The 22,648-nt window shown below is 68.1% G+C and carries 10 protein-coding genes; 4 read left to right on the top strand and 6 right to left on the bottom strand.

Annotated features, from left to right (window positions below; all coding sequences use genetic code 11):
* Positions 1-54: 54 nt before the first annotated feature.
* The 4 genes from recD to ACSUZJ_RS10450 form a co-directional block, all read right to left on the bottom strand.
* Positions 55-2,007, bottom strand: coding sequence for an exodeoxyribonuclease V subunit alpha (recD, locus tag ACSUZJ_RS10465; protein WP_499415832.1), 1,953 nt, complete (start codon positions 2,005-2,007; stop codon positions 55-57).
* A complete protein-coding gene (recB, locus tag ACSUZJ_RS10460; RefSeq protein ID WP_499415830.1) occupies positions 2,004-5,675 on the bottom strand; it encodes an exodeoxyribonuclease V subunit beta in 3,672 nt (1,223 codons plus the stop codon). Before recB ends, recD begins: the two co-directional genes overlap by 4 nt.
* On the bottom strand, positions 5,672-9,067 hold the full coding sequence (recC, locus tag ACSUZJ_RS10455; protein WP_499415828.1) for an exodeoxyribonuclease V subunit gamma: 3,396 nt from the start codon (positions 9,065-9,067) through the stop codon (positions 5,672-5,674). The genes recB and recC overlap by 4 nt, the downstream gene beginning before the upstream one ends.
* A gap of 83 nt (positions 9,068-9,150) precedes the next feature.
* Positions 9,151-12,294, bottom strand: a complete 3,144-nt coding sequence (locus tag ACSUZJ_RS10450) for a CHASE domain-containing protein (RefSeq protein ID WP_499415826.1) — start codon at positions 12,292-12,294, stop codon at positions 9,151-9,153.
* A 99-nt stretch (positions 12,295-12,393) separates the two neighbouring features.
* Between ACSUZJ_RS10450 and ACSUZJ_RS10445 the strand changes: the two genes are divergently transcribed.
* The gene (locus ACSUZJ_RS10445) at positions 12,394-14,481 is read left to right on the top strand and encodes a prolyl oligopeptidase family serine peptidase (RefSeq protein ID WP_499415824.1); all 2,088 of its coding nucleotides are present in this window, start codon (positions 12,394-12,396) and stop codon (positions 14,479-14,481) included.
* Positions 14,482-14,739: 258 nt separating this feature from the next.
* Here ACSUZJ_RS10445 and ACSUZJ_RS10440 read toward each other — a convergent pair whose 3' ends face one another.
* Positions 14,740-15,327, bottom strand: a complete 588-nt coding sequence (locus ACSUZJ_RS10440; RefSeq protein ID WP_499415823.1) for an acyl-homoserine-lactone synthase — start codon at positions 15,325-15,327, stop codon at positions 14,740-14,742.
* Between the two features lie 200 nt (positions 15,328-15,527).
* Here ACSUZJ_RS10440 and ACSUZJ_RS10435 point away from each other — a divergent pair, with 200 nt between their 5' ends.
* Positions 15,528-15,752 (top strand): helix-turn-helix domain-containing protein, encoded by a 225-nt coding sequence (locus tag ACSUZJ_RS10435; protein WP_499416503.1) that lies wholly within the window; start codon positions 15,528-15,530, stop codon positions 15,750-15,752.
* Here the strand turns inward: ACSUZJ_RS10435 and ACSUZJ_RS10430 are convergent.
* Complete coding sequence (locus tag ACSUZJ_RS10430) at positions 15,727-16,473, bottom strand: helix-turn-helix transcriptional regulator (protein ID WP_499415821.1); 747 nt, start codon at positions 16,471-16,473, stop codon at positions 15,727-15,729. The two genes, ACSUZJ_RS10435 and ACSUZJ_RS10430, sit on opposite strands and share 26 nt — an antisense overlap.
* A gap of 379 nt (positions 16,474-16,852) precedes the next feature.
* On the opposite strand from ACSUZJ_RS10430, the gene ACSUZJ_RS10425 reads away from it, so the two are divergent.
* Entirely contained in the window at positions 16,853-21,769 is a 4,917-nt protein-coding gene (locus ACSUZJ_RS10425) for a response regulator (RefSeq protein WP_499415819.1), read from the top strand.
* Complete coding sequence (locus ACSUZJ_RS10420) at positions 21,757-22,623, top strand: CheR family methyltransferase (protein WP_499415817.1); 867 nt, start codon at positions 21,757-21,759, stop codon at positions 22,621-22,623. Before ACSUZJ_RS10425 ends, ACSUZJ_RS10420 begins: the two co-directional genes overlap by 13 nt.
* The last annotated feature ends 25 nt before the right edge of the window (positions 22,624-22,648 follow it).

Raw genomic sequence — 22,648 nt, 5'->3', positions numbered from 1 at the left:
GTCGGGCGCCCGCCTGGCGGCGCACCCGCACCTGCCGACAAGGCGCGGCGCAGCTTAACGCTCGATCAGGCTGCGCAGGCCACTCGCCCGATGCGTGCGCCGCCCGACGGCGTCGGCCAGCACCGCCCCCGCCGGCGACACCAGCGTGAACTCCGCGCTGGCGCGTGTGATGCCGGTGTACACCAGCTCGCGCGTCAGGATGCCGTGCCGGTCCTCGGGTAGCACCAGCACCGTGTGCCGGAACTCCGAACCCTGCGATTTATGCACGGTCATCGCATACGCGGTTTCGACGTTGCGCAGGCGCGTGGCCAGGACGGAGCGCACCTTGTCCCCTTCCAGGAAGTAGACGCGCAGCGAACCGGGCCGCGCCGGGTCGGCCAGCGTCAGGCCGATGTCGCCGTTGAACACGCCCGTGCCGTAGTCGTTGCGCGTCACCATCACAGGCCGCCCGACGTACCACTCGCCGCTGCGGCGCAGCAGGCCGGCCGCTTCCAGGCGCTGCTCGATCGCGGTGTTCAGTCCCGACACGCCCCACTCCCCTTCGCGCACCGCGCACAGGATGCGGAAGGCCTCGAAGTGCTGCAGCACGGCGCGCACCCAGTCCTCGTGCGCGGCGCCATCGGGCCCCGCGCGCAGCACTTCCAGGTAAGGCTGGTAGCCGGCCAAAGCCAGGTTGACCACCTGGTGCTGGTGGGCGTGCTCGATCCAGCGCACGGCCTCGTCCGGCCCGTGCAGCACCTCCTCGGCGCGCGCGGCGTCGCCCGCGTTCACGGCAAGCGCGAGCTGGCCGATCGGGCCGCCGAAGCGGCGGCTGTGGCGCAGCATGACGGTCTGCTGGGCCAGCGGGCCGGCTGCGCCGAGGAATTCGCCTGGAACTTCTTCGCCACTGGCGACGCGCACGTACTCGGCCGTCTCCGCGCTGTAGCCGCCGGCCTGGGCGTTGTGGCAGAGGTCGCCCAGCACGGCGCCCGCCTCCACCGAGGCCAGCTGGTCCTTGTCGCCCAGCAGGACCAGGGTCGCGCCCGGCGGCAGCGCGTCGAGCAGGCAGGCCATCATCTCCAGGTGCACCATCGAGGCTTCGTCGACGATCAGCACGTCCACATCCAGGGGATTGCCGGCATGGTGGGCAAAGGCGCGGCTGTCGGGACGCGCGCCCAGCAGGCTGTGCAGGGTGCGGGCGGCGCCCATGCGCTCGGTGAGCTGGCGCAGCGGCAGCGCTTCGCCGACGCGCTCGGCCAGTTCGGTCAGGGCCTTGTCGATCGACTGTTTCAGGCGGGCGGCCGCCTTGCCGGTCGGCGCGGCCAGGGCGATGCGCTGGCGCGCGGCATCGGGCGCGGTGGCGAACAGCAGCGCCAGCAGGCGCGCCACCGTATAGGTCTTGCCGGTGCCGGGGCCGCCGGTGATGATCGCCACCGAGCCGCGCAGGGCCACGGCGCAGGCCAGCTTCTGCCAGTCCGGCTTTTCGCTGGCGCGCTGGGAGAAGAACAGCAGGTCGAGCCAGGAGCGGACCTTGGCCGTTTCGACGGGCCGGGTGGCGGCCGCGCGGGCGCGGATGCTGTCGGCCACCACGGTCTCGTCGCGCCAGTAGCGGCGCAGGTAGAGGCGTTCGCCGTCGAACACCAGCGGCTCGCCGTAGTCGAAGTCGCCCACGCGCCAGACCTGTTCGCAGGCGGCCAGCTGGGTGGCCCAGGCCTTCGCGGTCCTGGGGAGGGGCGCGACGGTGGCGGCCAGGCCCTTCCACTGCTCCTGGCTCCAGCCGAGCAGGGCCGCCGGGTCGCCGGCGAGGTCGCTCAATTGCAGGCAGCTGTGGCCGTGCCCTTCCAGCTCGGACAGGACCGTGGCCGCCAGCAGCATGGCCGGCGAGGCGCCGCCCAAGGACGCGACGAAACGGGCAAAGGCGCCGGACAGGCGGCGCAGCTCGCCCGCCTCGGTCAGGCGCGCGACTTCGTCCCATAAAGCGTCAGGCCGGGCGTCGGCTTGTGCTTCTTGTTTCACTTGTTGCTTCATACGAGAGTTTCCTTGGCGAGCAGCCGGTCCAGGCCACCCAGCAGCTCGAGATCGGGTTCGAGCAGGCAGCAGCCGTGGGTCGTGGTGTTCGCGATCCCGCGCAGGAACAGGAAGATGGCGCCGCCCAGTTGCTGCGCCGGGTCGTAGGATTCGCCCAGGCGGCTCTTGAGCAGGCGGTGCAGCGCCAGCATGTAGATCGCGCCCTGGATGTCGTAGCGGTGCGCGGCCATGCCCTCCTCCATCGCGCGCCGGGTGTAGGCGGCGTCGGCATTGCCGAGCGCGTTCGACTTGTAGTCGAGCACCCAGTAGCGGCCTTCGTGTTCGAACACCAGGTCGGCGAAGCCCTTGAGCATGCCGTGCAGTTCGCGCTCGGGCAGCGTCGGGCGCGGCGTATTGCCGAGCAGGCGGCGCCGGCACAGGCGATCGAGTTCGCCCACGGCCAGGCCTTCGCTCGGGAACCAGAATTCCATTTCGGGCAGGGGCGCGGCGCTCCCCGACACGATCTCGGACAGACTCGCGCCAAGGGGCGGCAGGCGCGTGGTGACGATCGTCTTCAGCCAGGCCAGCGCGTCGTCCAGGCGATTGCCCCAGCCGGCGCGCTCGATGCGCTGGCTCAGGCGCGCATCGAAATGCGGGTCGTCGACGATATCGAAGCCTTCCTGGCCCATCCATTCGAGCTGCTCGTGCAGGAAGTTGCCGGGCACCGAGCCGCGCGGGAAGCGGTGCCAGGGGGCGTCCTCGCCACGGGGCGCGGAGGCGGGGGCAGAGGCGGCGACCTCTTCCTCTTCCAGCAGGATTTCCTCGGCCGCGCGCTGGGGCGTGGGCGCCGTCGTGGTGTGGCGGGTGATCGAGGTGAAGGAGCCGACCGACCAGTTGCGTTCGAAGTGGGCGTCGAACGGCGCCGGCTCGACCAGCGGGGCGCGGGTCTCGACCCGGTCGAGCACCGTGCAGCCGTCGAGCGGATCGAGGACGTGCAGTTCGATGCTGGCGCAGTCGCCGCGCAGCTTGCCCAGGTGCTCGTGCAGGGCGTCGCAGGCGATCGGGCTGCCGCCGCCGAGCAGGTAGCCCAGGGCGGACTCGTGCAGGCGGTTCTCGCCCTTCTTGCCCGCGGCAATGGCGGCCACGCCCAGCCACAGGAAGTGGCGCGCGCGCGTCAGGGCCACGTAGAGCAGGCGCAGGTCTTCCTCCAGGCGCGCGCGGTCCACCGCCTGCAGCGCCTCGTCGGACAGGGCCAGGTCGATCTTGCGTCCGCCCTCCTCGTCGACGTATTCGAAGAAGGTGCGGTTGCGCTTGTCGGTCTTGCGCGCGGTGACGGCAAACGGCAGGTAGACCAGCGGGTACTCCAGGCCCTTGGACTTGTGCACGGTGATGACCTTGACCAGTTCGGCGTCGGATTCCAGGCGCAGCACACGCTCGTCGCCGCCCTCGCCCAGGCCTTCGACCTGTTCGGCGAACCAGCGGATCAGGGCCTGCTCGCCGTCGAGCTGGCCGGATGCCTCCTGCAGCAGTTCGGCCAGGTGCAGCAGGTTGGTCAGGCGCCGCTCGCCGCCCGGCTCGCGCAGCAGGCGCGCCGGCAGGCCGAGTTCGTGGATGAAGCGGCGCAGCATGGCCAGCACGCCCTGGCGCTGCCAGCAATGGTGCAGGGTCTTGAGCTGCTCGACACGTTCTTCCCAGGCCGTCTCGTCGCTGGAGAGCTTCGCCAGTTCCGCCAGCGGCAGGCCGGCCGTGCGCGTGGCCAGCGCGGCGCGCGCGAGCTGGCCGTCGAGGGGATTCGCGACCGCGTGCAGCCAGCGCAGCACGTCGCGCGCTTCCTCGCTCTCGACCACCGAGTCCTTGTCCGACAGGTAGACGCTGGCCACGCGCCGGCGCATCAGGGCATGGCGGATCGCCGCCGCCTCGCGCCGGTCGCGCACCAGGATCGCGATATCGGCCGGCATCAGACGCGTGAAGCGGCCGTCTTCGCTCCTGAAGCCGACATGCTCGTCGTTCAGCAGCTTGACGATGTGCTCGGCGCAGTGCCCGGCGAAGAACTCGCGGTACTCGTCCATCTTGAGGTCTTCGCGGTCGGTCGCGCACATGGCCAGCGCCTGGTAGGGCCCGTCGACGCCGACCAGCTCGGCCTTGCGGCCGGCCGCCTTCACCGCCTCGAAAGGCAACGGATTGACCTCGCCCTTGCGGAAGCGGAAGGCGCCGGCGGCGTAGCCCGGATGCGCGCCATGGCCCTCGGCGTGCTGGAACAGGCGGTTCACCGCGTCCACCAGCGCGCTTGTCGACCGGTAGTTGGTGCCGAGCTGGTAGTGGCGGCCCTCGGTGGCGCGGCGCGCGGCCAGGTAGCTGTGGATGTCGGCGCCGCGGAAACCGTAGATCGACTGCTTCGGGTCGCCGATCAGGAACAGGCCCCCATTCGGGTCGTTGTCGGCCACGCGGTACAGCAGGTCGAAGATGCGGTACTGGTCGGGCGAGGTGTCCTGGAATTCGTCGATCAGGGCCACCGGGTATTGCGTGACGATGCGCCGGCGCAGGGCTTCGCCGTTCGGGCCTTCCAGTGCCTCCTTCAGGCGCGCGAGCATGTCGGCAAAGCCGAACTGGCGGGTGCGCTGCTTCAGTTCCGTCATGCGCGCGGCAATATGGCCGGCGGCGTGGCGCAGCAGCGCGTGGGACAGCGGATCGATCGCGTCGAGCGCCTCGCGCAGCGCCGCCGTGGCGTCGAAGCAGGCCGGCACCTCGGCGCTGAAGTCCTTGCTGAAGGCGTCCGCGATGCCGTCCGGCGTCAGGCGCTTCCACGCGGTGTCGGTCACGTCGGGCCTGAGCATCGCCGGGTCCTGGGCCCAGGCGCGCAAGGCCTCGAACCACTTCACGAGCGAATCGGCTCGCATCTTGTTGCCGTTGAAGCACTTGGCATTCAACGCGCGCTGGCCGGCGATCCAGCGCTCCATCTCGTTGGCGCGCTCGAACCATCCTTCCTTCAGGCGCGCCAGTTCCGCCTGCTGTGCGCGCTGCACGCGCGCCACCAGGGCGGCCAGCGGCTCGGGGTCGGGCGCGCCCAGCACCGTGGTGCGCTGCACCAGGTCGCGCACCGCCGACTTCAGGGCCCCGACGTCGCGCCAGGTGTCGAGCACGGCCGCCAGCGCATGGCTGCTCAACGGATAAACGTGCTGGCGCCAGTAGTCGTGCGCGGCATCCTCGAATAGCGCGCGCTCGTCGCTGACCAGTTCCTCGTCGAACAGGCTGCCGCTATCGAAGGCGTGCTCGCGCAGCATGCGCTGGCACCAGGCGTCGATGGTGAAGATCGCCGCCTCGTCCATCGCCTCGGCGGCCAGCACCAGGCGGTGGGCGGCGACGAAGCGTTCGGACTCGCCATCGTAGCTGTCGGCCAGCGCTTCCAGGTAGGGATCGTCGAGGTCCAGCTCGCCGCGGAAGTAGGCGGCGGCCTGCACCAGGCGCTCGCGCACCCGGTTCGACAGTTCGCGCGTGGCGGCGCGGGTGAAGGTCATCACCAGGATCTCGTTCGGCAGCAGGGGCCGCACGAAAGCGGCGTCGCCGCCGTGGGCCAGCACCAGGCGCAGGTAGAGCGCGGCGATGGTCCAGGTCTTGCCGGTACCGGCGCTGGCCTCGATCAGGCGCGAACCGTGCAGCGGGAAAGTCAGGGCATCGAGCAGCTGGCTCATGCTTCTTCTCCATCGAGCTTCGTGACCTGGACCTGCTGTTCCAGCCAGTTCGCCAGCCCCCCGTACAGTTGTTCGGCCAGCGCAGGCCATTCGCCGCTTGCCGTCAGGGCGGCGAAGTCGGGCCACAGGCGCGCGAGACACGGATCGTCGACCTCGCCCGAGAGCTCGAAGCCGCCCTCGTACACCGTGCGCGGGTCGCCGTCTTCCTTCAGCTGGGCCAGCGCGGTCTTGCAGGCCAGCGCCAGCGGCGCGTCCAGGTTGCGGCGCCACAGGCGCACCAGGTTCGCCAATTCGTCGTACGCCTGCGCGCTGTCGAGCGGCGCCATCGTCACCACGGCGTCGCGCGCGACCAGGTAGCCGGTCACGTTCGCTTCCGCGGCGCTCGCGGCGAGCTGGCGAAGCCAGGGATTGACCAGCTTGTCGCCGCGCGGCTTGCCTGCCTTGTCCAGCACTTTCGAGGAAATCTGCATCAGCCAGGCGGTCTGCTCGCCATTGCTGCGCAGGCGGTCGATCCAGTCGTCCAGCTGCAGGCCGTCGAGCTCGAGGCTGACCGCCAGCTTGGGCGCGGCCCGCGGAAAGCGCGCGCCGAGCTTCAGCCAGGCGGTACGCACCGGCACCAGGCCGTCGACCAGTTCCTTCTGCCACTGCCGGCCCACCAGGCCGATCGGCAGCACCCCCTCGCGCGCCAGGCGTTCGGCACGGGCATTCAGGGTGGCGCGCACCTCGTCTATCTCCTCCGGCTTGCCGCCGTCGTCGAGCAGGCTGTCTTCCAGAAAATAGCGCTCGAGCGCGTCCAGGGCGAAGGGTTCCTCGTCCTCGCCGATCACCTCGGCCTCGCCGAACATCACGGCCAGGCGGCGGCGGAAGAAGTAGCGCGCCGGCTGCTTCAGGAAGCTCGCCAGGTCCGCCAGTTTCAGGCGGAAGTCCGGTTCCAGCTCGTAGGGCGGCAGGGCGTCGTTGGCCTCGCCCTCCTCCATGCCGTGGGCGGCGCGCCATTCGCGCGCATAGGTCAGCAGGCCGCCTTCCTCGAAGTAGCGGCGGCTGAAGGGCTGCAGCGCGTGTTCGAGGGTGATGTCGCGCAGGTCGAGCTGCCAGCCGGCGCGCAGGTAGTCGCGCAGCTGGGCCACCAGCACCGAAGGCGGCTGCTCGCTGTTGTCGCGCACGTTGCGCCCGACCCAGCTCAGGTAGAGCTTGTCGCGCGCGGCCAGCAGGGCTTCCAGCATCAGGTAGCGGTCGTCGTCGCGGCGCGAGCGGTCGCCCGGGCGGTGCATGCCGGGCAGGGCCAGCAGGTCGAAGTCGGCCTGGGGCGAGCGGCGCGGGAAGTCGCCGTCGTTCATGCCGAGCAGGCAGACCACGCGGAAAGGCACGGCGCGCATCGGCATCAGGGTGCAGAAGGTGACGCCGCCGGAGACGAACTGGTGGTTCAGGGTCGGCTGGTCGATCTGGCCCAGCCAGGCTTCGCGCAGCACGGCCAGCGGCACCGGCTCGTCGAAGCCGCCCGCCTCCACCATCTCGAGCCAGCATTGCAGGCCTTCGTTCAGCTGCGACAGGGTCAGGCGGTCCTTCTCGTCGCGGCCGTCGAAGAAGGTGGCCAGCAGGACCCGGGCCTCGGCGCCCCATTCGCTTGGGGTTAGCGACTGCGCCAGGCGCGCGCGCCACTCGAGCAGGCTTTCGACCAGCTGGGCCAGCGAGCCGGCCAGGGCGGCGTCCAGCCCGCCCACCTCGGCATAGGGCTCGATGTCGCCGAAACGGCTTCCTGCGCCGCTGGCGTAACCCAGCAGCATGCGCCGCACGCCGAAGATCCAGGCATTCTGCTCGCCAGCGGCGCCCAGGCCGAGGCCCGCGCGGTGCTCGCGGTCCAGGCCCCAGCGCACCCCCGCCCCTTCGATCCAGTGGCCGAGGGTGGGCAGGTCGTCCTCCATGATGCCGAAGCGCGCGGCCACCGCCGGCACGTCGAGCAGGTCGCGCACCTCGCTCTGGCGGCAGCGCTGCTGCGGCAGGCGCAGCAGCCACTCGAGCGCCACCAGCAGCGGATTGACGCTGCGGTCGCGGGTGTCGCCGATCTCGAAGGGAATGTAGCGCGGGTCGTTCCTGCGGTGCTGGTCGAACACCGCGTGGATCGGGGCCGAGAAGGTGTCGATGTCGGGCACCATCACCACCACGTCGCGCGGGCGCAGCGTCGGGTCCCGTTCGAACCAGGACAGCAGCTGGTCGTGCAGCACCTCGACTTCGCGCTGGGTGCTGTGGGTGATGTGGAACTCGATCGAGCGGTCGTCGGGCGCCGGCGGTACTTGCGGATGCTCGGACAGCGGCAGCAGGTCGCGCACCGCGGCCTGCACCTGCTGCAGCAGGGTCTCCCCTTCCCCATCGGAGAACAGGTCGATGCGCAGCTTGGTGGTCCCGGCGGTCTCGGGGCGTCCTTCCTCGTTGTCGAATTCGTCGAGCATGCGCACGAAATCGCGTCCCTGGCGTCCCCAGCTCGCCAGCAGCGGGTGGCTGTGCGCGTGCAGTTCCTCGATCGGCAGGGAGGCCAGGTCGACGCCGCCGCGTTCCGGCTGGCGCTTGTGCGCAGCCTTCAGGAGTTCGCGTCCTTCGATGATGTCGCCCCAGTAGAACTGGCAGGGGTTCGGCACCGCCAGCAGCACCTGCGTGTGGCGCGACAGCGCGGCGATCGCCTGCAGGGTCTGGTAAGGCAGGGCCGACATGCCGAACAGGACCACGCGGCGCGGCAGGCGCGAGACGGGCGGCGCGCCGGACAGGATCTTGGCGACGAACACCTCGTGGATCGCGGCGCGCCCGGTGCCGCGCTGCATCGGCGGGATGCTCTCGTGGATGCAGCGCCACAGGCGCGCCTGCCAGCACTGGTCCTGTGCCAGCGGCAGCGGCTCGCCGCCGGCGCGGCGCAACTGGTTGCGCCCGATTTCCCAGTCGGTCAGCCAGTCGGCGCGGTAGACCTGGTACTGGTCGTACAAGTCGGCCAGGCGCTCGGCCAGCTGCAGGCGGCGCTCCGGGCAGCCGTCGCCGAGGAAATGGGTCAGCGGCGCGAACACCGGTTCTTTCAGCAGCGCGGGCAGCAGGCGCATCAGGCGCCAGGTCAGCGGATCCTTGTCGAAAGGCGAACGCGGCGGCACCCGCTCGCGCCCGAGCATGGCGCGGTAGGCTTCCCACAGGAAGCGCGCCGGCAGGGCCACGCGCGTGGCCGCGCACACCCCGAGGTCCTGCGCCAGTGCGATCTTCAGCCACTCGGCAAAGCCGTTCGACTGCACCAGGATGGTCTCCTGCTCGAGGGGTCCGAGCGGATGGTTGCGCAGCCAGTCGAAGACGGCTTCGCGCAGCATTTCCATCTGGTTGCCATGCAGGATCAGCAGGCCGGGCGTAATGGTGGAGGACATCGGTGGAGAGATCGAAATATGGTTGGGCGGCTCGGCGCCACAGGATACTCTTTTTGGACTGGCGGGGAAAGGCAGCGGGCCGTTCAACGCGTATCCGTGGCGCGGGCGCCAAGTTCGGTCGACACCTGGCGCTCCAGGCGCGCGAACAGGCTGCGCAGGCGCGCCGCCAGCGCCCGCCCCTGGGCCAGGGCGCCACGCTGCTGTTGTTGCTCGAGCTCGTCGCAGACGTCGCCGAAACCCATCGCGCCGACCGCGCGCGCCGCGGACTTCAGGCGGTGCGCCACGGCGCCGGCGCGCGCCAGGTCGCCCGATACCAGGGCGATGTCGATCTCGGCCAGGCCCTCGCGTGCGTTGTCGAGGAACATGAAGGCATATTTACGCATCTTGTCCGGGTTGTCGCCGAAGGTGCTGGCCAGCACGCCGATATCGAGCAGCGGCGCGGGCCCGCCCGGCGCCGCCGTCGGGGCCGGGGGTGAGGGGCTGGCGGCGGGAAGCGGCAGCGCTGCGGGTGGAACGGCATCCTGCCCGGCGGCGTCTTCGACGGCCTGCTCCGGCATGCTGCCATGCTGCGATTCGGCCCTCCCGCGCTCGGCGTCGTCCCGGGCCGCCGGGCCGCGCCGGATCGCGCGCGCAATCGCCGCCGCCAGGTGCTGGGGCGCGACCGGCTTGGTCAGGAAGTCGTTCATGCCCGCCGCCATGCAGCGCGCCTGGTCCTCGACGCCGGCGTTGGCCGTCATGGCGATCACCACGGTGTCGCGCAAGCGGGCGTCGGCCCGGATGCGGCGCGTGGCCTCGAAGCCGTCCATCACCGGCATCTGCACGTCCATCAGCACGCAATCGAAGGCCTGGCGGCGCAGGGCTTCGAGCGCTTCCTGGCCGTTGTTCGCCACCGCCACGCCGGCCCCCGCCTGCTCCAGCAGTTCGCGTCCGACCTGCTGGCTGAAGACATTGTCCTCGACCAGGAGGATGGCCCGGCCGTCCAGACGCGCCGGGGCCGCCGGCGTGGCGCGCGCCGGCGCCTGGGACGTAGCGCGCCGCGATTCGCGCCCTCCCTGTCCGAGGCGCGCCGTGAACCAGAAGGTGCTGCCCTCCCCCTGGACGCTCTCGACACCGACCTCGCCGCCCATCAGCTCGGCCAGCTGCTTGCTGATCACCAGGCCCAGTCCGGTGCCGCCGTAACGCCGCGTGGTCGAGGGGTCGGCCTGGTGGAAGGACGTGAAGAGCCGTCCCAGCTCCTCGGGCGCGATGCCGATGCCGCGGTCCTGGACTTCGAAGCGCACCACGGTCTCGTGGCCGAAGGCGCGCACGGCGCGCGCGCGGATCACGATGCTGCCGCGCTCGGAAAACTTGATGGCGTTGCCGGTGAAATTGAGCAGCACCTGCTCCAGGCGCAAGGGGTCGCCGCGCAGCGGGCGCGCCAGTTCGGGCGCGATGTCGAACACCAGCCGCAGGCCCTTGGCGGCGGCCGCGTCGCCGAGCTGGTTCTCGAGGTTGTGCATCAGGGCGTCGAGCCGGAAGTCGAGCAATTCCAGTTCCAGCCGGCCGGCCTCGATCTTCGAGAAATCGAGGATGTGGTCGATGATGCCCAGCAGGTGCTGCCCCGAGTGCCAGATCTTGTCCAGGTAATCGCGCTGCTTGGGGTCGAGTGCGGTCTTCATGGCCAGGTGGGTCATGCCGATGATGCTGTTCATCGGCGTGCGGATCTCGTGGCTCATGTTCGACAGGAAGTCGCTCTTGGCCTGGTTGGCGGCGTCGGCCTGGGCCTTGAGCTGGTGCAGTTCGGTAACGTCGGTGGCCACGCACAGCACGCCGCCGACGTCGCCGTCCAGGCGCACCGGCACCTTCACTTCCCATAGCTGGCGCGTGCTGCCGTCGTGCAGCCTGACTTCGACCTGGCTCGCGCGCCGCGTACCGTCGAAGACGGCGCGCTCGCGCTCCCAGGCGCTGTCGGCCTGCCCGGGCGGCATCACCTCGCAGTCGACGCGGCCGACGATGCGCTCGGCGCTCTGGCCCAGCGCCAGCGCCATCTTGGCGTTGACATAGCGGTAACGGCGGTCGCGGTCCTTCATGTACACAAAGGCGTCGAGATTGTCGAGGACCGTATCGAGCAGGGTGCGCTGGTCGATCGCGCTGCGGCGGGACCAGTACAGCGAAAGGAACAGGCTGTACACCAGCAGCGTGCCGATGAAGCCGATAACCAGCGCCAGCAGGGGTAGCCAGCGGTCGAACGGCGAATACAGCGCGCGCCTGCTGGCGCTGAAGTGGGCCTTCCACAAGGAGCCGCTGAAGTCGACCGGCAGCACCTCGCTGAAAAGCGCCTCAGCCGGGGGCGCGGTGCGCACGCCGTCGTCGCCGTACAGCAGGCGGTCGCCGGCGGCCAGCGCCAGCGTCGGCGGGGAGGCGGGCGCGGCCGCGAACAGGGACAGCGACAGCGCCGGCCCCTCCTCGGCGGCCAGCGCGCGCTCGACCAGCTCCGGCACCGAGAACGCGATGCCGACCGCGCCGACGTAGGCTGCGCGCCTTTCCTCGACGCTCTCGGGTGCCGTGTCGCCACGGTAGACCGGGGCGCGCATGCCCAGGGCGATATGCGGCACCGGCGCCTCGACCCGGATCGGATTGCCGGACGCGCTGATGGCGCCGGTGTCGCGCGCCTGCGCCATCGCCGCCGCAACCGGCGCGACGGCGGTGATGTCCATTCCGAACTTCTCGTGCAGCCTCTCGGGCGGCTCGATGTAGGTCAGCACGCTGTAGCTCGGCCGCCGCCCCGGCGGCCGGATGTCGAAGGCGGGATAACCGAGTGGATCGAGGCTGCGGTCGGCACGCACCGAGGCCACGAAAGCCTCGCGCTCGCTGTCCTGCACGTGCTGCGAATACGACACGGCCTCGATCGCCGGATACTGGGTCTTCAGGTCGAGCAGCCTGACGTAGTTGTGGAACTGCAGCCGCGTCACCGGCGTTTTGCTGGAGGAAAACAGCGCAACCAGGGCCCGCGTGACTTCGGAATACGACTTGATGGCGCCGGCGAGGCGCTCCTGGGCGGCGCGGGCGCGCGACTCGAAGCGGCGCTGCGCCTCTTCCTCGACATTGCGGCTGGCGACCATGTGCAGCAGCGCGCCGACCAGCAGCGCGAGCCAGATCCCGGCGCCCCACAGCACCAGGCGCGTGGTGCCGCGCGTGCCGCGCGCGCCGAAAGCCGCGCCGATGCTGCGTGTAATCGAGAGAGTCATCGCCCGTGACGTGCAGGATGGGTTCGCTTGAATAATTGGTAATATACGCGATCAACGCGCCATGGGGCGCTCAACAGTAAATACAAAAGAATGCGCAAAATGGTGGCAAAGGTGGTACTCGGTCTGGCGGCGCTCGGCGCCGCCCCGGCACAGGCTCAAACAGGGGCGCCAGGCGCGCCGCCCGATCCGCACCAGTGGCTCGAGGACGTCGGCGGCGACAGGCCGCTGGCCTGGGTGCGCCAGCACAACGATGTCACCGAGCGCGAACTGGGCGGCGCCGCCCATGAGGCCCTGCGTGCGCGCCTGCAGACCATCTTCGAGGCCAGGGACCGCATCCCCTACGCCAGCAAGCACGGCGACTACCTCTACAACTTCTGGCGCGACGCCCGCCATGTGCGCGGCGTCTGGCGCCGCACCACGCTGGCCGAATACCGCAAGGAGGCGCCAGCCTGGGAGACCGTGATCGACCTCGACGAGCTGGCGCGCAGCGAAGGCGAGAACTGGGTCTGGGCCGGCGTGTCCTGCCTGGAGCCGAAGGGCGACCGCTGCCTGGTGTCGCTCTCGCGCGGCGGCGGCGACGCCAGGGTGGTGCGCGAATTCGACCTGAAGGAGCGCGCTTTCGTCGCCAACGGCTTCGCCCTGCCCGAAGCCAAGAGCGGCACCGGCTGGATCGACCGCGACACCATTTTCGTCGCGACCGACTTCGGCGCCGGTTCGATGACCACCTCGGGCTACCCGCGCATCGTCAAGGAATGGAAGCGCGGCCAGCCGCTGGCCGACGCGCGCACCGTGTTCGAGGCGCGGCCCACCGACCTGTCGGCCTCGGCGCACAGGGACCTGACGCCGGGCTTCGAACGCGAGTTCGTGGAACGCCAGATCGATTTCTATACCAGCGAGCTGTTCCTGCGCGAGGGCGGCAAACTCATCAGGATCGACAAGCCGCTGGACGCCAACGCCTACGCGGTACGCGACCAGCTGCTGGTCGAACTGCGCTCGGACTGGCAGGCCGGCGGACGCACCTGGCCGCAGGGCAGCCTGCTGGCCATCGACTTCGACGCCTTCATGCGCGGCGAGCGCGGCTTCGAGGCGCTGTTCACGCCCAGCGCCACCACCTCGCTCGACGGTGTTGCGGTCACGAAGAATGCCCTGCTGCTCACCGTCCTCGACAAGGTCAAGAACCGCGTGGTCGAGCTGCGCCGCGTGGACGGCGCCTGGCAGCGGCGCGAGGTCGAGGCCCCCGGCATCGGCACCCTGGCCGTGGCGGCCCTGGACGACATCGACTCCGACCAGTACTTCCTGACCGTGACCGACTTCCTCCATCCCAGCACGCTCTACCTGGGCCAGGTCGGCAACGACAAGCGCGAACGCGTGAAGGCCATGCCGGCCTACTTCGACGCCAGCCCCTACAAGGTCGAGCAGTTCGAGGCGAAATCGAAGGACGGCACCCTGGTCCCTTACTTCGTCGTCATGCCGCGCAAGGCGAAGATGGACGGCAAGAACCCGACCGTGCTGTACGGCTATGGCGGCTTCGAGGTCTCGCTCAAGCCCTCCTACAGCGGCATGATCGGCAACGCCTGGCTCGACCAGGGCGGCGTCTACGTGCTGGCGAACATCCGCGGCGGCGGCGAATTCGGGCCGCGCTGGCACCAGGCGGCATTGAAGGAACACCGCCAGAAGGCCTATGACGACTTCATCGCCGTGGCCCAGGATCTCATCAAGCGCAAGCTCACCAGCCCGCGCCACCTCGGCATCATGGGCGGCAGCAACGGCGGGCTGCTGGTCGGCGCGGTGATGACCCAGCGTCCGGACCTGTTCAACGCCGTGGTCTGCCAGGTGCCGCTGCTCGACATGCGCCGCTACCACCAGTTGCTGGCGGGCGCCTCGTGGATGGGCGAATACGGCGACCCGGACGACCCGCAGCAGTGGGAATACATCGGCAAGTACTCGCCCTACCACAACGTGTTCAAGGACAGGCACTACCCGCGCGTGCTGTTCACCACCTCGACCCGCGACGACCGCGTGCACCCGGGCCACGCGCGCAAGATGGCGGCGCTGATGCAGGAACAGGGCCACGACGTGCTGTACTGGGAGAACACCGAGGGCGGCCACGCCGGCGCGGCCAACAACGCCCAGCAGGCGCGCATGTGGGCGCTGACCTATTCCTTCCTGCTCAGGCAGTTGAAGTAAGCGAGTCGGGTCCGCGAAGCCGCGAACCCGACCCGGACCCGCAGCGCCGACGTAGGGTGGGCACACCGTGCCCACGCGTTACGGGCGCGTCCTTCCTGCGTCGACCTTGACCTGTCGCCCGAAACGCCAAGCTTGGCCGACGCACTGTCCGTCGCATGCCTTGCGGGCGACACCTCCCCGCTTCGGACTGCGGCGCCGTGCGTAACGCGTGGGCACGGCGTGCCCACCCTACGATCGACGCCGCAGCCCCTGCCGGCATCAGCTCGCCAGCCGCGTATCGAACAACACCCGGCAGGTCGGCTCGATGTCGACATACAACGCAACCGCGGTCTCGATGCCGATCACTAGTGGCGGCCCAAGGCGCTCGGTGACGACGCCGGCGCGGCGCAGCAGGCGTTCGATCGCGGTGGTGGTCACCGTCACGTAGCGTTCGATGCCCTGTTCGTGGCCGTAGCGGATGATCGCCGCGATCGATTCCATCGTGATTTCCGAGAAACCGAAGTGGTTACAGCCCTCGGTTTCGATGGCGAAACGCGACAGTTCCCAGATGTGCTCGTCGCAAGGCGCCGGCTGGCCGTGCAGCAACTGGGCGAACGAATCCTTGAGCATGTAGGGCCCTTCGGTCGGCAGCAGGCGCCAGCAGCCACGCAGGACGCCACCACCGGGCTCGCGCATCATCATGTAATGCGGCTCGAGCGCGTCATAGCCGTCGATCTCCATGCCGGACAGGACTGGCACTTCCCAGCCCAAGCGGCCCTGGAAGACTTTGGCGCGAAGGGTATGCATTTCCCACAAATCGCGGGACTTGAATTCGCGTCGTGCTGCGATGTTGATTTGCAGTGCCATTTCGTTCTCCCTGTGTTTTGATGAAAAAGTATGCGAATCGCATAAAGCGTCATGCAATCCGGGCAGAAACGGAACTAGCAGGACTGCTAGGTGGGCTGGGGGAAACGACGGTGGAATACTAAAGCTTTGCTACTGAACAACGAGGAGACCGCACCATGCCGAACGATTTCGTGAGCGAATCCATGCTTGGCCGCCCGACCATGCCACCGGCCGTGATGCCGCAACCACCGCGTGCGACGCACGTGGACCTGCGACAGTTCCGCATCAGCAAGCGTGAGAGCCAGGAAAAGTTCTGGGGCCGCTTCGGCGTGACCCAGTCCAGCGGTAGCCGCTTCGAGACCGGGCTGGCGATTCCGGCCCCGGTCGCGATCCTGCTGAAGCTCTACGTCAACGGCAAGCTCAACGATGGCGATCTTCAGGGCTGATCAGCCCGAGCGCGATCGCCTTCACCACCGCCTGTTGGCGGGTGTTGACATTGAATTTCTGGCGCACATTGGCCAGGTGGAAGTTGACGGTCGCCTCAGAGCAATTGGTGATCTTTGAAATTTCCCAGGACGACTTGCCCGCCATGACCCAGTTGAGCACTTCCAGCTCGCGCCGGGTCAGGCGCGGCAGGGCCTCCGCGTTGGCGGCCTGGCTGGCCCCGCCCAGGAAGCGCACGGCGGACGCGAAGGCGTAATCGCGCACCAGGGTCAAGGCCGGCATCACATGCGCAATATGGCGTGAAAATTCCCTGCCGGCCGGCGCATCCGAAGCAAAACTGAGCACCCCGAACTCGCCGTTGGGCCCATGTACCGGCAGCGTGACGCCGGTACGGATGCCATGGGCGCAGGCTTCCTCGTAGAGCGCACTCCCCTCCGGCCCGTCGAAGATGGCCGGCTCCCAGACGATCGGCAGCGTGCTGGCCAGGCAATGACCGACCGTGGGGTCGACATAGGCCAGGCGCTCGGCGTCGTAACGCTCGCGCCACGCGGGCGAGTAATTGCTGCGCAGGAAAGCGCGTTCGAACTGGGCATGGCGCGAGCCGACCATGCCATACAGCACCTGATCGAAACCGAGCTGGCGCGCCAGCCCGAACAAGACCTGGCTCCAGCCACCAGAATCCGGGGTTTCCATCAGCTGCACCAATTGTGCAGTCTCGACCATACGTGCTCGCTTCTTTCCGGGATGATGACCTGTATATGCTAGTGCAAGCCGGCCAAAAAAGCATGCGTTATGGCAATTTTAACAATATCAAAGAAATTGTGGCAGGTAATTTCATGTCGCAAGTGCGCAACGTAAATTATTTGCCAACATCAACTGTGCGACTGGAAAGACCTTTTTACGTTAACCTCCGCGCGCTTGTCCAATATTTATTTCAACTGTGCAAGATCCTGGCGCCACCAAGCTTGACTTGATTTCGCACAAGAGTATCTTTCAATACTTTCTGTTTAACAGTTTTCTACACGCTCGCCTCCAGGCATACGCCGCGGCGAGGATGACAAGAACGCCGCACCACCCAATCCAAAACGAGGAACCACCGTCGATGAACACACTGACCGACATGGCGGAACAGCTGGACGTGAAACTCCTGCTGGCCACGCTGATGGCCCTGAAAAAGGGTGACTTCTCGGTACGCATGCCTTCCGACTGGACCGGCGTGTCGGGCAAGATCGCCGACACGCTCAACGACATCATCGAGACCAAGCAGAAGATGGTCGAGACCGTGACCGAAGTGTCGCGCGTGGTCGGCCGCGAAGGCCACCTGACCCAGCGCGCCGACGTGCCGGGCGTGGTCGGCGGCTGGAACACGATCATCAGCTCGGTCAACACCCTGATCGACGACCTGGTGCGCCCGACCACGGAAATGGCGCGCGTCATCGGCGCGGTGGCGAAGGGCGACCTGTCGCAGACCATGGCGCTGGAAGTGGACGGCCACCCCCTGAAGGGCCAGTACCTGCGCGCGGCGATGACCGCGAACACGATGGTGGAGCAGCTCTCCTCCTTCTCCTCGGAAGTGACGCGCGTGGCGCGCGAAGTGGGTACCGAGGGCAAGCTCGGCGGCCAGGCCCAGGTGAAGGGCGTCGCAGGCACCTGGAAGGACCTGACCGACTCGGTCAACTCGATGGCGGGCAACCTGACCTCCCAGGTGCGTAACATCGCGGAAGTGACGACCGCGGTGGCGAACGGCGACCTCTCCAAGAAGATCACCGTCGACGTGCGCGGCGAGATCCTGCAGCTGAAGGACACCATCAACGTCATGGTGGACCAGCTGCGCTCCTTCGCATCCGAGGTGACCCGGGTCGCCCGTGAAGTCGGAACCGAGGGCAAGCTGGGCGGCCAGGCCTACGTGCCGGGCGTGGGCGGCACCTGGAAGGACTTGACCGACAACGTGAACTTCATGGCCTCGAACCTGACCGGCCAGGTGCGCAACATCGCGGCGGTGACGACCGCGGTGGCGAACGGCGACCTGTCGAAGAAGATCACCGTGGACGTGAAGGGCGAGATTCTCGAACTGAAGAACACCATCAACGTCATGGTCGACCAGCTGTCCTCGTTCGCATCGGAAGTGACCCGTGTGGCGCGCGAGGTGGGTACCGAAGGCAAGCTCGGCGGCCAGGCACAGGTGAAGGGTGTCGCGGGCACCTGGAAGGACTTGACCGACTCGGTGAACTCGATGGCGGGTAACCTCACGGGCCAGGTGCGTAACATCGCGGACGTGACGACCGCGGTGGCGAACGGCGACCTGTCCAAGAAAATCACGGTCGACGTGAAGGGCGAGATTCTCGAGCTGAAGAACACCATCAACGTCATGGTCGACCAGCTGAACTCCTTCGCATCCGAGGTGACCCGCGTCGCCCGTGAGGTGGGTACCGAAGGCCGTCTCGGCGGCCAGGCGAACGTGCCCGGCGTCGCGGGCACCTGGAAGGACCTCACCGACGGCGTGAACTCGATGGCGGGCAACCTGACGGGCCAGGTGCGTAACATCGCGGAAGTGACGACGGCGGTGGCGAACGGCGACCTGTCCAAGAAGATCACCGTGGACGTGAAGGGCGAGATTCTCGAACTGAAGAACACGATCAACGTCATGGTGGACCAGCTGTCCTCCTTCGCATCGGAAGTGACCCGCGTGGCGCGTGAGGTGGGTACCGAGGGCAAGCTGGGCGGCCAGGCCTATGTGCCGGGCGTCGGCGGCACCTGGAAAGACCTGACCGACAACGTGAACTTCATGGCCTCGAACCTGACGGGCCAGGTGCGTAACATCGCGGCGGTGACGACCGCGGTGGCGCGCGGCGACCTGTCCAAGAAGATCACCGTGGACGTGAAGGGCGAGATTCTCGAACTGAAGGACACCATCAACGTGATGGTGGACCAGTTGTCCTCGTTCGCATCGGAAGTGACCCGTGTGGCGCGCGAGGTGGGTACCGAAGGCAAGCTCGGCGGCCAGGCGAACGTGTCGGGCGTGGCGGGTACCTGGAAGGACTTGACCGAGAACGTCAACCAGCTGGCGGCAAACCTCACCAACCAGATGCGTGCGATCGGCGAAGTGGCGACGGCGGTGACGCGCGGCGACCTCTCGCGTTCGATCCAGGTGGAGGCGCGCGGCGAGGTGTCCTACCTGAAGGACAACATCAACGAGATGATCCGCAACCTGAAGGAAACCACGCAGAAGAATGCGCAGCAGGACTGGCTCAAGACCAACCTGGCGCGCTTCACCCGACTGCTGCAGGGCCAGCGCGACCTGCAGGCGGTGACCAAGCTGATCCTGTCGGAACTGGCCCCGCTGGTGTCGGCCCACCACGGCGTGTTCTACATGATGGACTCGCAGGAGCTTGAACCGCGCCTGCGGATGATCGCCTCCTACGGCTACCGCTCCAGCCGCAAGCTGCCGACCTCCTTCCTGCCGGGCGAAGGCCTGGTGGGCCAGTGCGCGGTCGAAAAAACCCGCATCTGGCTGACCGACGTGCCGCGCGACTACATCGTGGTGTCCTCGGGCCTGGGCTCGGCGCCACCCAACAACATCGTCGTGCTGCCGATCCTGTTCGAGCAGCAGGTCAAGGCGGTCATCGAGATTGCCTCGCTCGACCGCTTCACCGAGACCCACCTGTCCTTCCTCGACCAGCTGATGGAATCGATCGGCGTGGTCCTGAACACGATCGAGGCGAACAGCCGTACCGAGTCGCTGCTGACCCAGTCGCAGTCGCTCGCCCAGGAACTGCAGCAGACCAACCAGGAACTGGCGGAAAAGGCGCGCCTGCTGTCCGAGCAGAACATCGAGGTGGAACGCAAGAACCGCGAGGTGGAACAGGCCAAGCTGGCGCTGGAAGAAAAGGCGACCCAGCTGGCCCTGTCCTCGAAGTACAAGTCCGAGTTCCTGGCCAACATGTCGCACGAACTGCGTACCCCGCTGAACTCGCTCCTGATCCTGGCACAGCAGCTCTCGGATAACCCCGAGGGCAACCTGTCGGGCAAACAGGTGGAATTCGCGAAGACCATCCACGGCTCGGGCTCCGACCTGCTGACCCTGATTAACGACATTCTCGACCTGTCGAAGATCGAGTCGGGCACGGTGACCCTGGACGTCTCGGAATACCGTTTCTCGAACCTGCGCAACTACGTCGACCGCACCTTCCGCCACATGGCCGAGGCCAAGCACCTGGGCTTCAAGGTGGAGCTGGCCGAGAACCTGCCGACCGCGCTGATGACGGATACGACGCGCCTGCAGCAGGTCCTGAAGAACCTGCTGTCGAATGCCTTCAAGTTCACCAGCCATGGCCAGGTGTCGCTGAACATCAGCCTGGTGACGAGCGGCTGGACCGCCGACCACCCTCACCTGCTGCACGCCGACGCCGTGCTGGCCTTCTCGGTCAGCGACACCGGCGTGGGCATCCCGCAGGACAAGCTGCAGCTGATCTTCGAAGCCTTCCAGCAGGCCGACGGCTCGACCGCCCGCAAGTACGGCGGCACGGGTCTCGGCCTGTCGATTTCGCGCGAACTGGCGCGCCTGCTGGGCGGCGAAATCCGCGTCGAATCGATCGTCAACGTCGGCTCGACCTTCACGCTCTACCTGCCGTACAACCGCGCCGGCTTCATCAACTACGAGCAGACCCGCCAGCCGCAACCGGCGCGCATGGCTCCGCCCAAGTCCGCGCCGCCGGCCCCGCCCGTGGTGCTGAGCGCGGCCGCAGCCGAGGGCGGCGCCGTGGCCACCGTCGAGGTGCCGGCGTCCTCCTCCGGCGGCCTGGTCGAATATGCCTCGATGCTGGACGACCGCGGCCTGATCGCGCCGGGCGACCCCTCGGTGCTGATCGTCGAGGACGACGACCGCTTCGCCAAGGCCGTGCTGGAATTCGCCCGCGAGAAGAACTTCAAGGGCATCGTCACCCACCGCGGCGACTCGGCGCTGTCGCTGGCGCGCGACTACCTGCCGTCGGCGATCCTGCTCGACATCGACCTGCCGGACATCGACGGCTTCACGGTGCTCGACCGCCTGAAACGCGACCCGAGCACCCGCCACATCCCGGTGCACGTGGTGTCGGCCCTGCGCGAACGCGAACGCGCGCTGCGCCAGGGCGCCATCTCCTACCTGCACAAGCCGGTGGGACGCGAGGCGCTGCAAGAGGAATTCACGCGCATCCAGAAGTTCCTGATGGGCGGCAAGCGTTCGCTGCTGGTGGTCGAGGACGATCCGGCCCAACGCGACGCGATCGTCTCGCTGATCGGCGACGCCGACCTGCACATCGTGACCGCCCGCGACGGCAAGTCGGCGATCGAGGCGCTGGACGGCGCCCACTTCGACTGCATGGTGCTGGACCTGACGCTGCCGGACATCTCGGGCTTCGAACTGCTCGACCAGATCGGCACGAAGCCCGGACTGCGCGACCTGCCGATCGTGATCTACACGGCGCAGGAACTGTCGCGCAAGGAGGTCACCAAGCTCAAGAAGTATGCGAAGACCATCGTCATCAAGGACGCCCGCTCGCCGGAACGCCTGCTGGACGAGACCGCGCTATTCCTGCACCGTTCGCACGCATCGCTCCCCGAGCTGCAGCGCAGGATGCTGGAAGAGATCCATGCGCTCGACGGCGGCCTGGCCGGCCGCAAGGTGCTGATCGTCGACGACGATCTGCGCAACATTTTTGCCTTGTCGTCCCTGCTCGAGCGCCAGCAGATGCAGGTGCTGTTCGCGGAGAACGGCCGCGACGGCATCGAGGTGCTGGAGAAGGACCCGGGCATCGAGATCGTCCTGATGGACATCATGATGCCGGAGATGGACGGCTACGACACCATGCGGGCGATCCGCCGCATTCCGAAGTTCAAGTCGCTGCCGATCATTACCCTTACCGCGAAGGCGATGAAGGGGGACCGCGACAAGTGCATTGCCGCCGGCGCTTCCGACTACATCACCAAGCCGGTCGATGTGGCCCAGCTGCTGTCGCTGATGCGGGTGTGGCTGCATTGACGGCGTTCGCCACCTTTGCGGCCACAGGTTCGACTGTCAACCCGGCGGTCGAGGAGCTGGAAATCGAGCTGCTGCTGGAGGCCTTGTTCCAGCGCCACGGCTACGATTTCCGCGACTACGACCGTCCGCTGCTGCGGCGTAAGCTCCTGGGCGTGATGGAGCAGCGCGTTTTGCGGACCGTGTCGGCGCTGCAGGAAAAGGTGCTGCACGAACCCGGCGCGGCATCGAACCTGCTGCGCGCGCTGGCGGTGCCCCCGGCTGTCCTGTTCGACCGTCCAGCCTGCGCCAGCCAGGCGCGCATCGCGCTGGGCGCCAGCCTGCGTCCGGTGGCCGTGCCGAAAGTCTGGCTGGCCGAGTGCGCGGGCGTAGGCGAAGCCTGGTCGCTGGCGATCCTGCTGGCCGAGGAAGGCCTGCTCGCGCGCACGGAGATCTTCGCGACCCTGGCCAACGACGAACTGCTGGCCGAGGTGCGCGAGGCAAGCGTCGACGCGGCCACGCTGCCTGCGCTGCAGGAGAACTACGTGCGCAGCGGCGGGACCGGCATGCTGGCCGACTATTTCGACGTCAAGGACGGCCGCGCGGCCCTGCAGCCGCGCCTGCGCGCGCGCATCACCTGGGCGCAGTACAACCTGGTGACGGACGCCTCGTTCAACGAGTTCCAGGCCATCCTCTGCTGCCGCGCCATGGCCGACTTCGGCCCCATGCTGCGCCAGCGCGTGCTGCGCCTGTTCCACGACAGCCTGTCGCGCTTCGGCGTGCTCGGCATCGACCGCGAGCTCGTCGCCAGCGACGCGAACGCGGCGGCCTACCTGCCGATTTTCGGGCACCTGGCGTGGTACAAGCGGGTCGGGTGAGCTGACTCGTAGGGTGGGCGCTTGT

The sequence above is a fragment of the Telluria sp. B2 genome (genome assembly GCF_051789535.1).
Lineage (GTDB): Bacteria > Pseudomonadota > Gammaproteobacteria > Burkholderiales > Burkholderiaceae_D > Telluria.
This window is presented reverse-complemented; position numbering and strand designations above follow the sequence as displayed.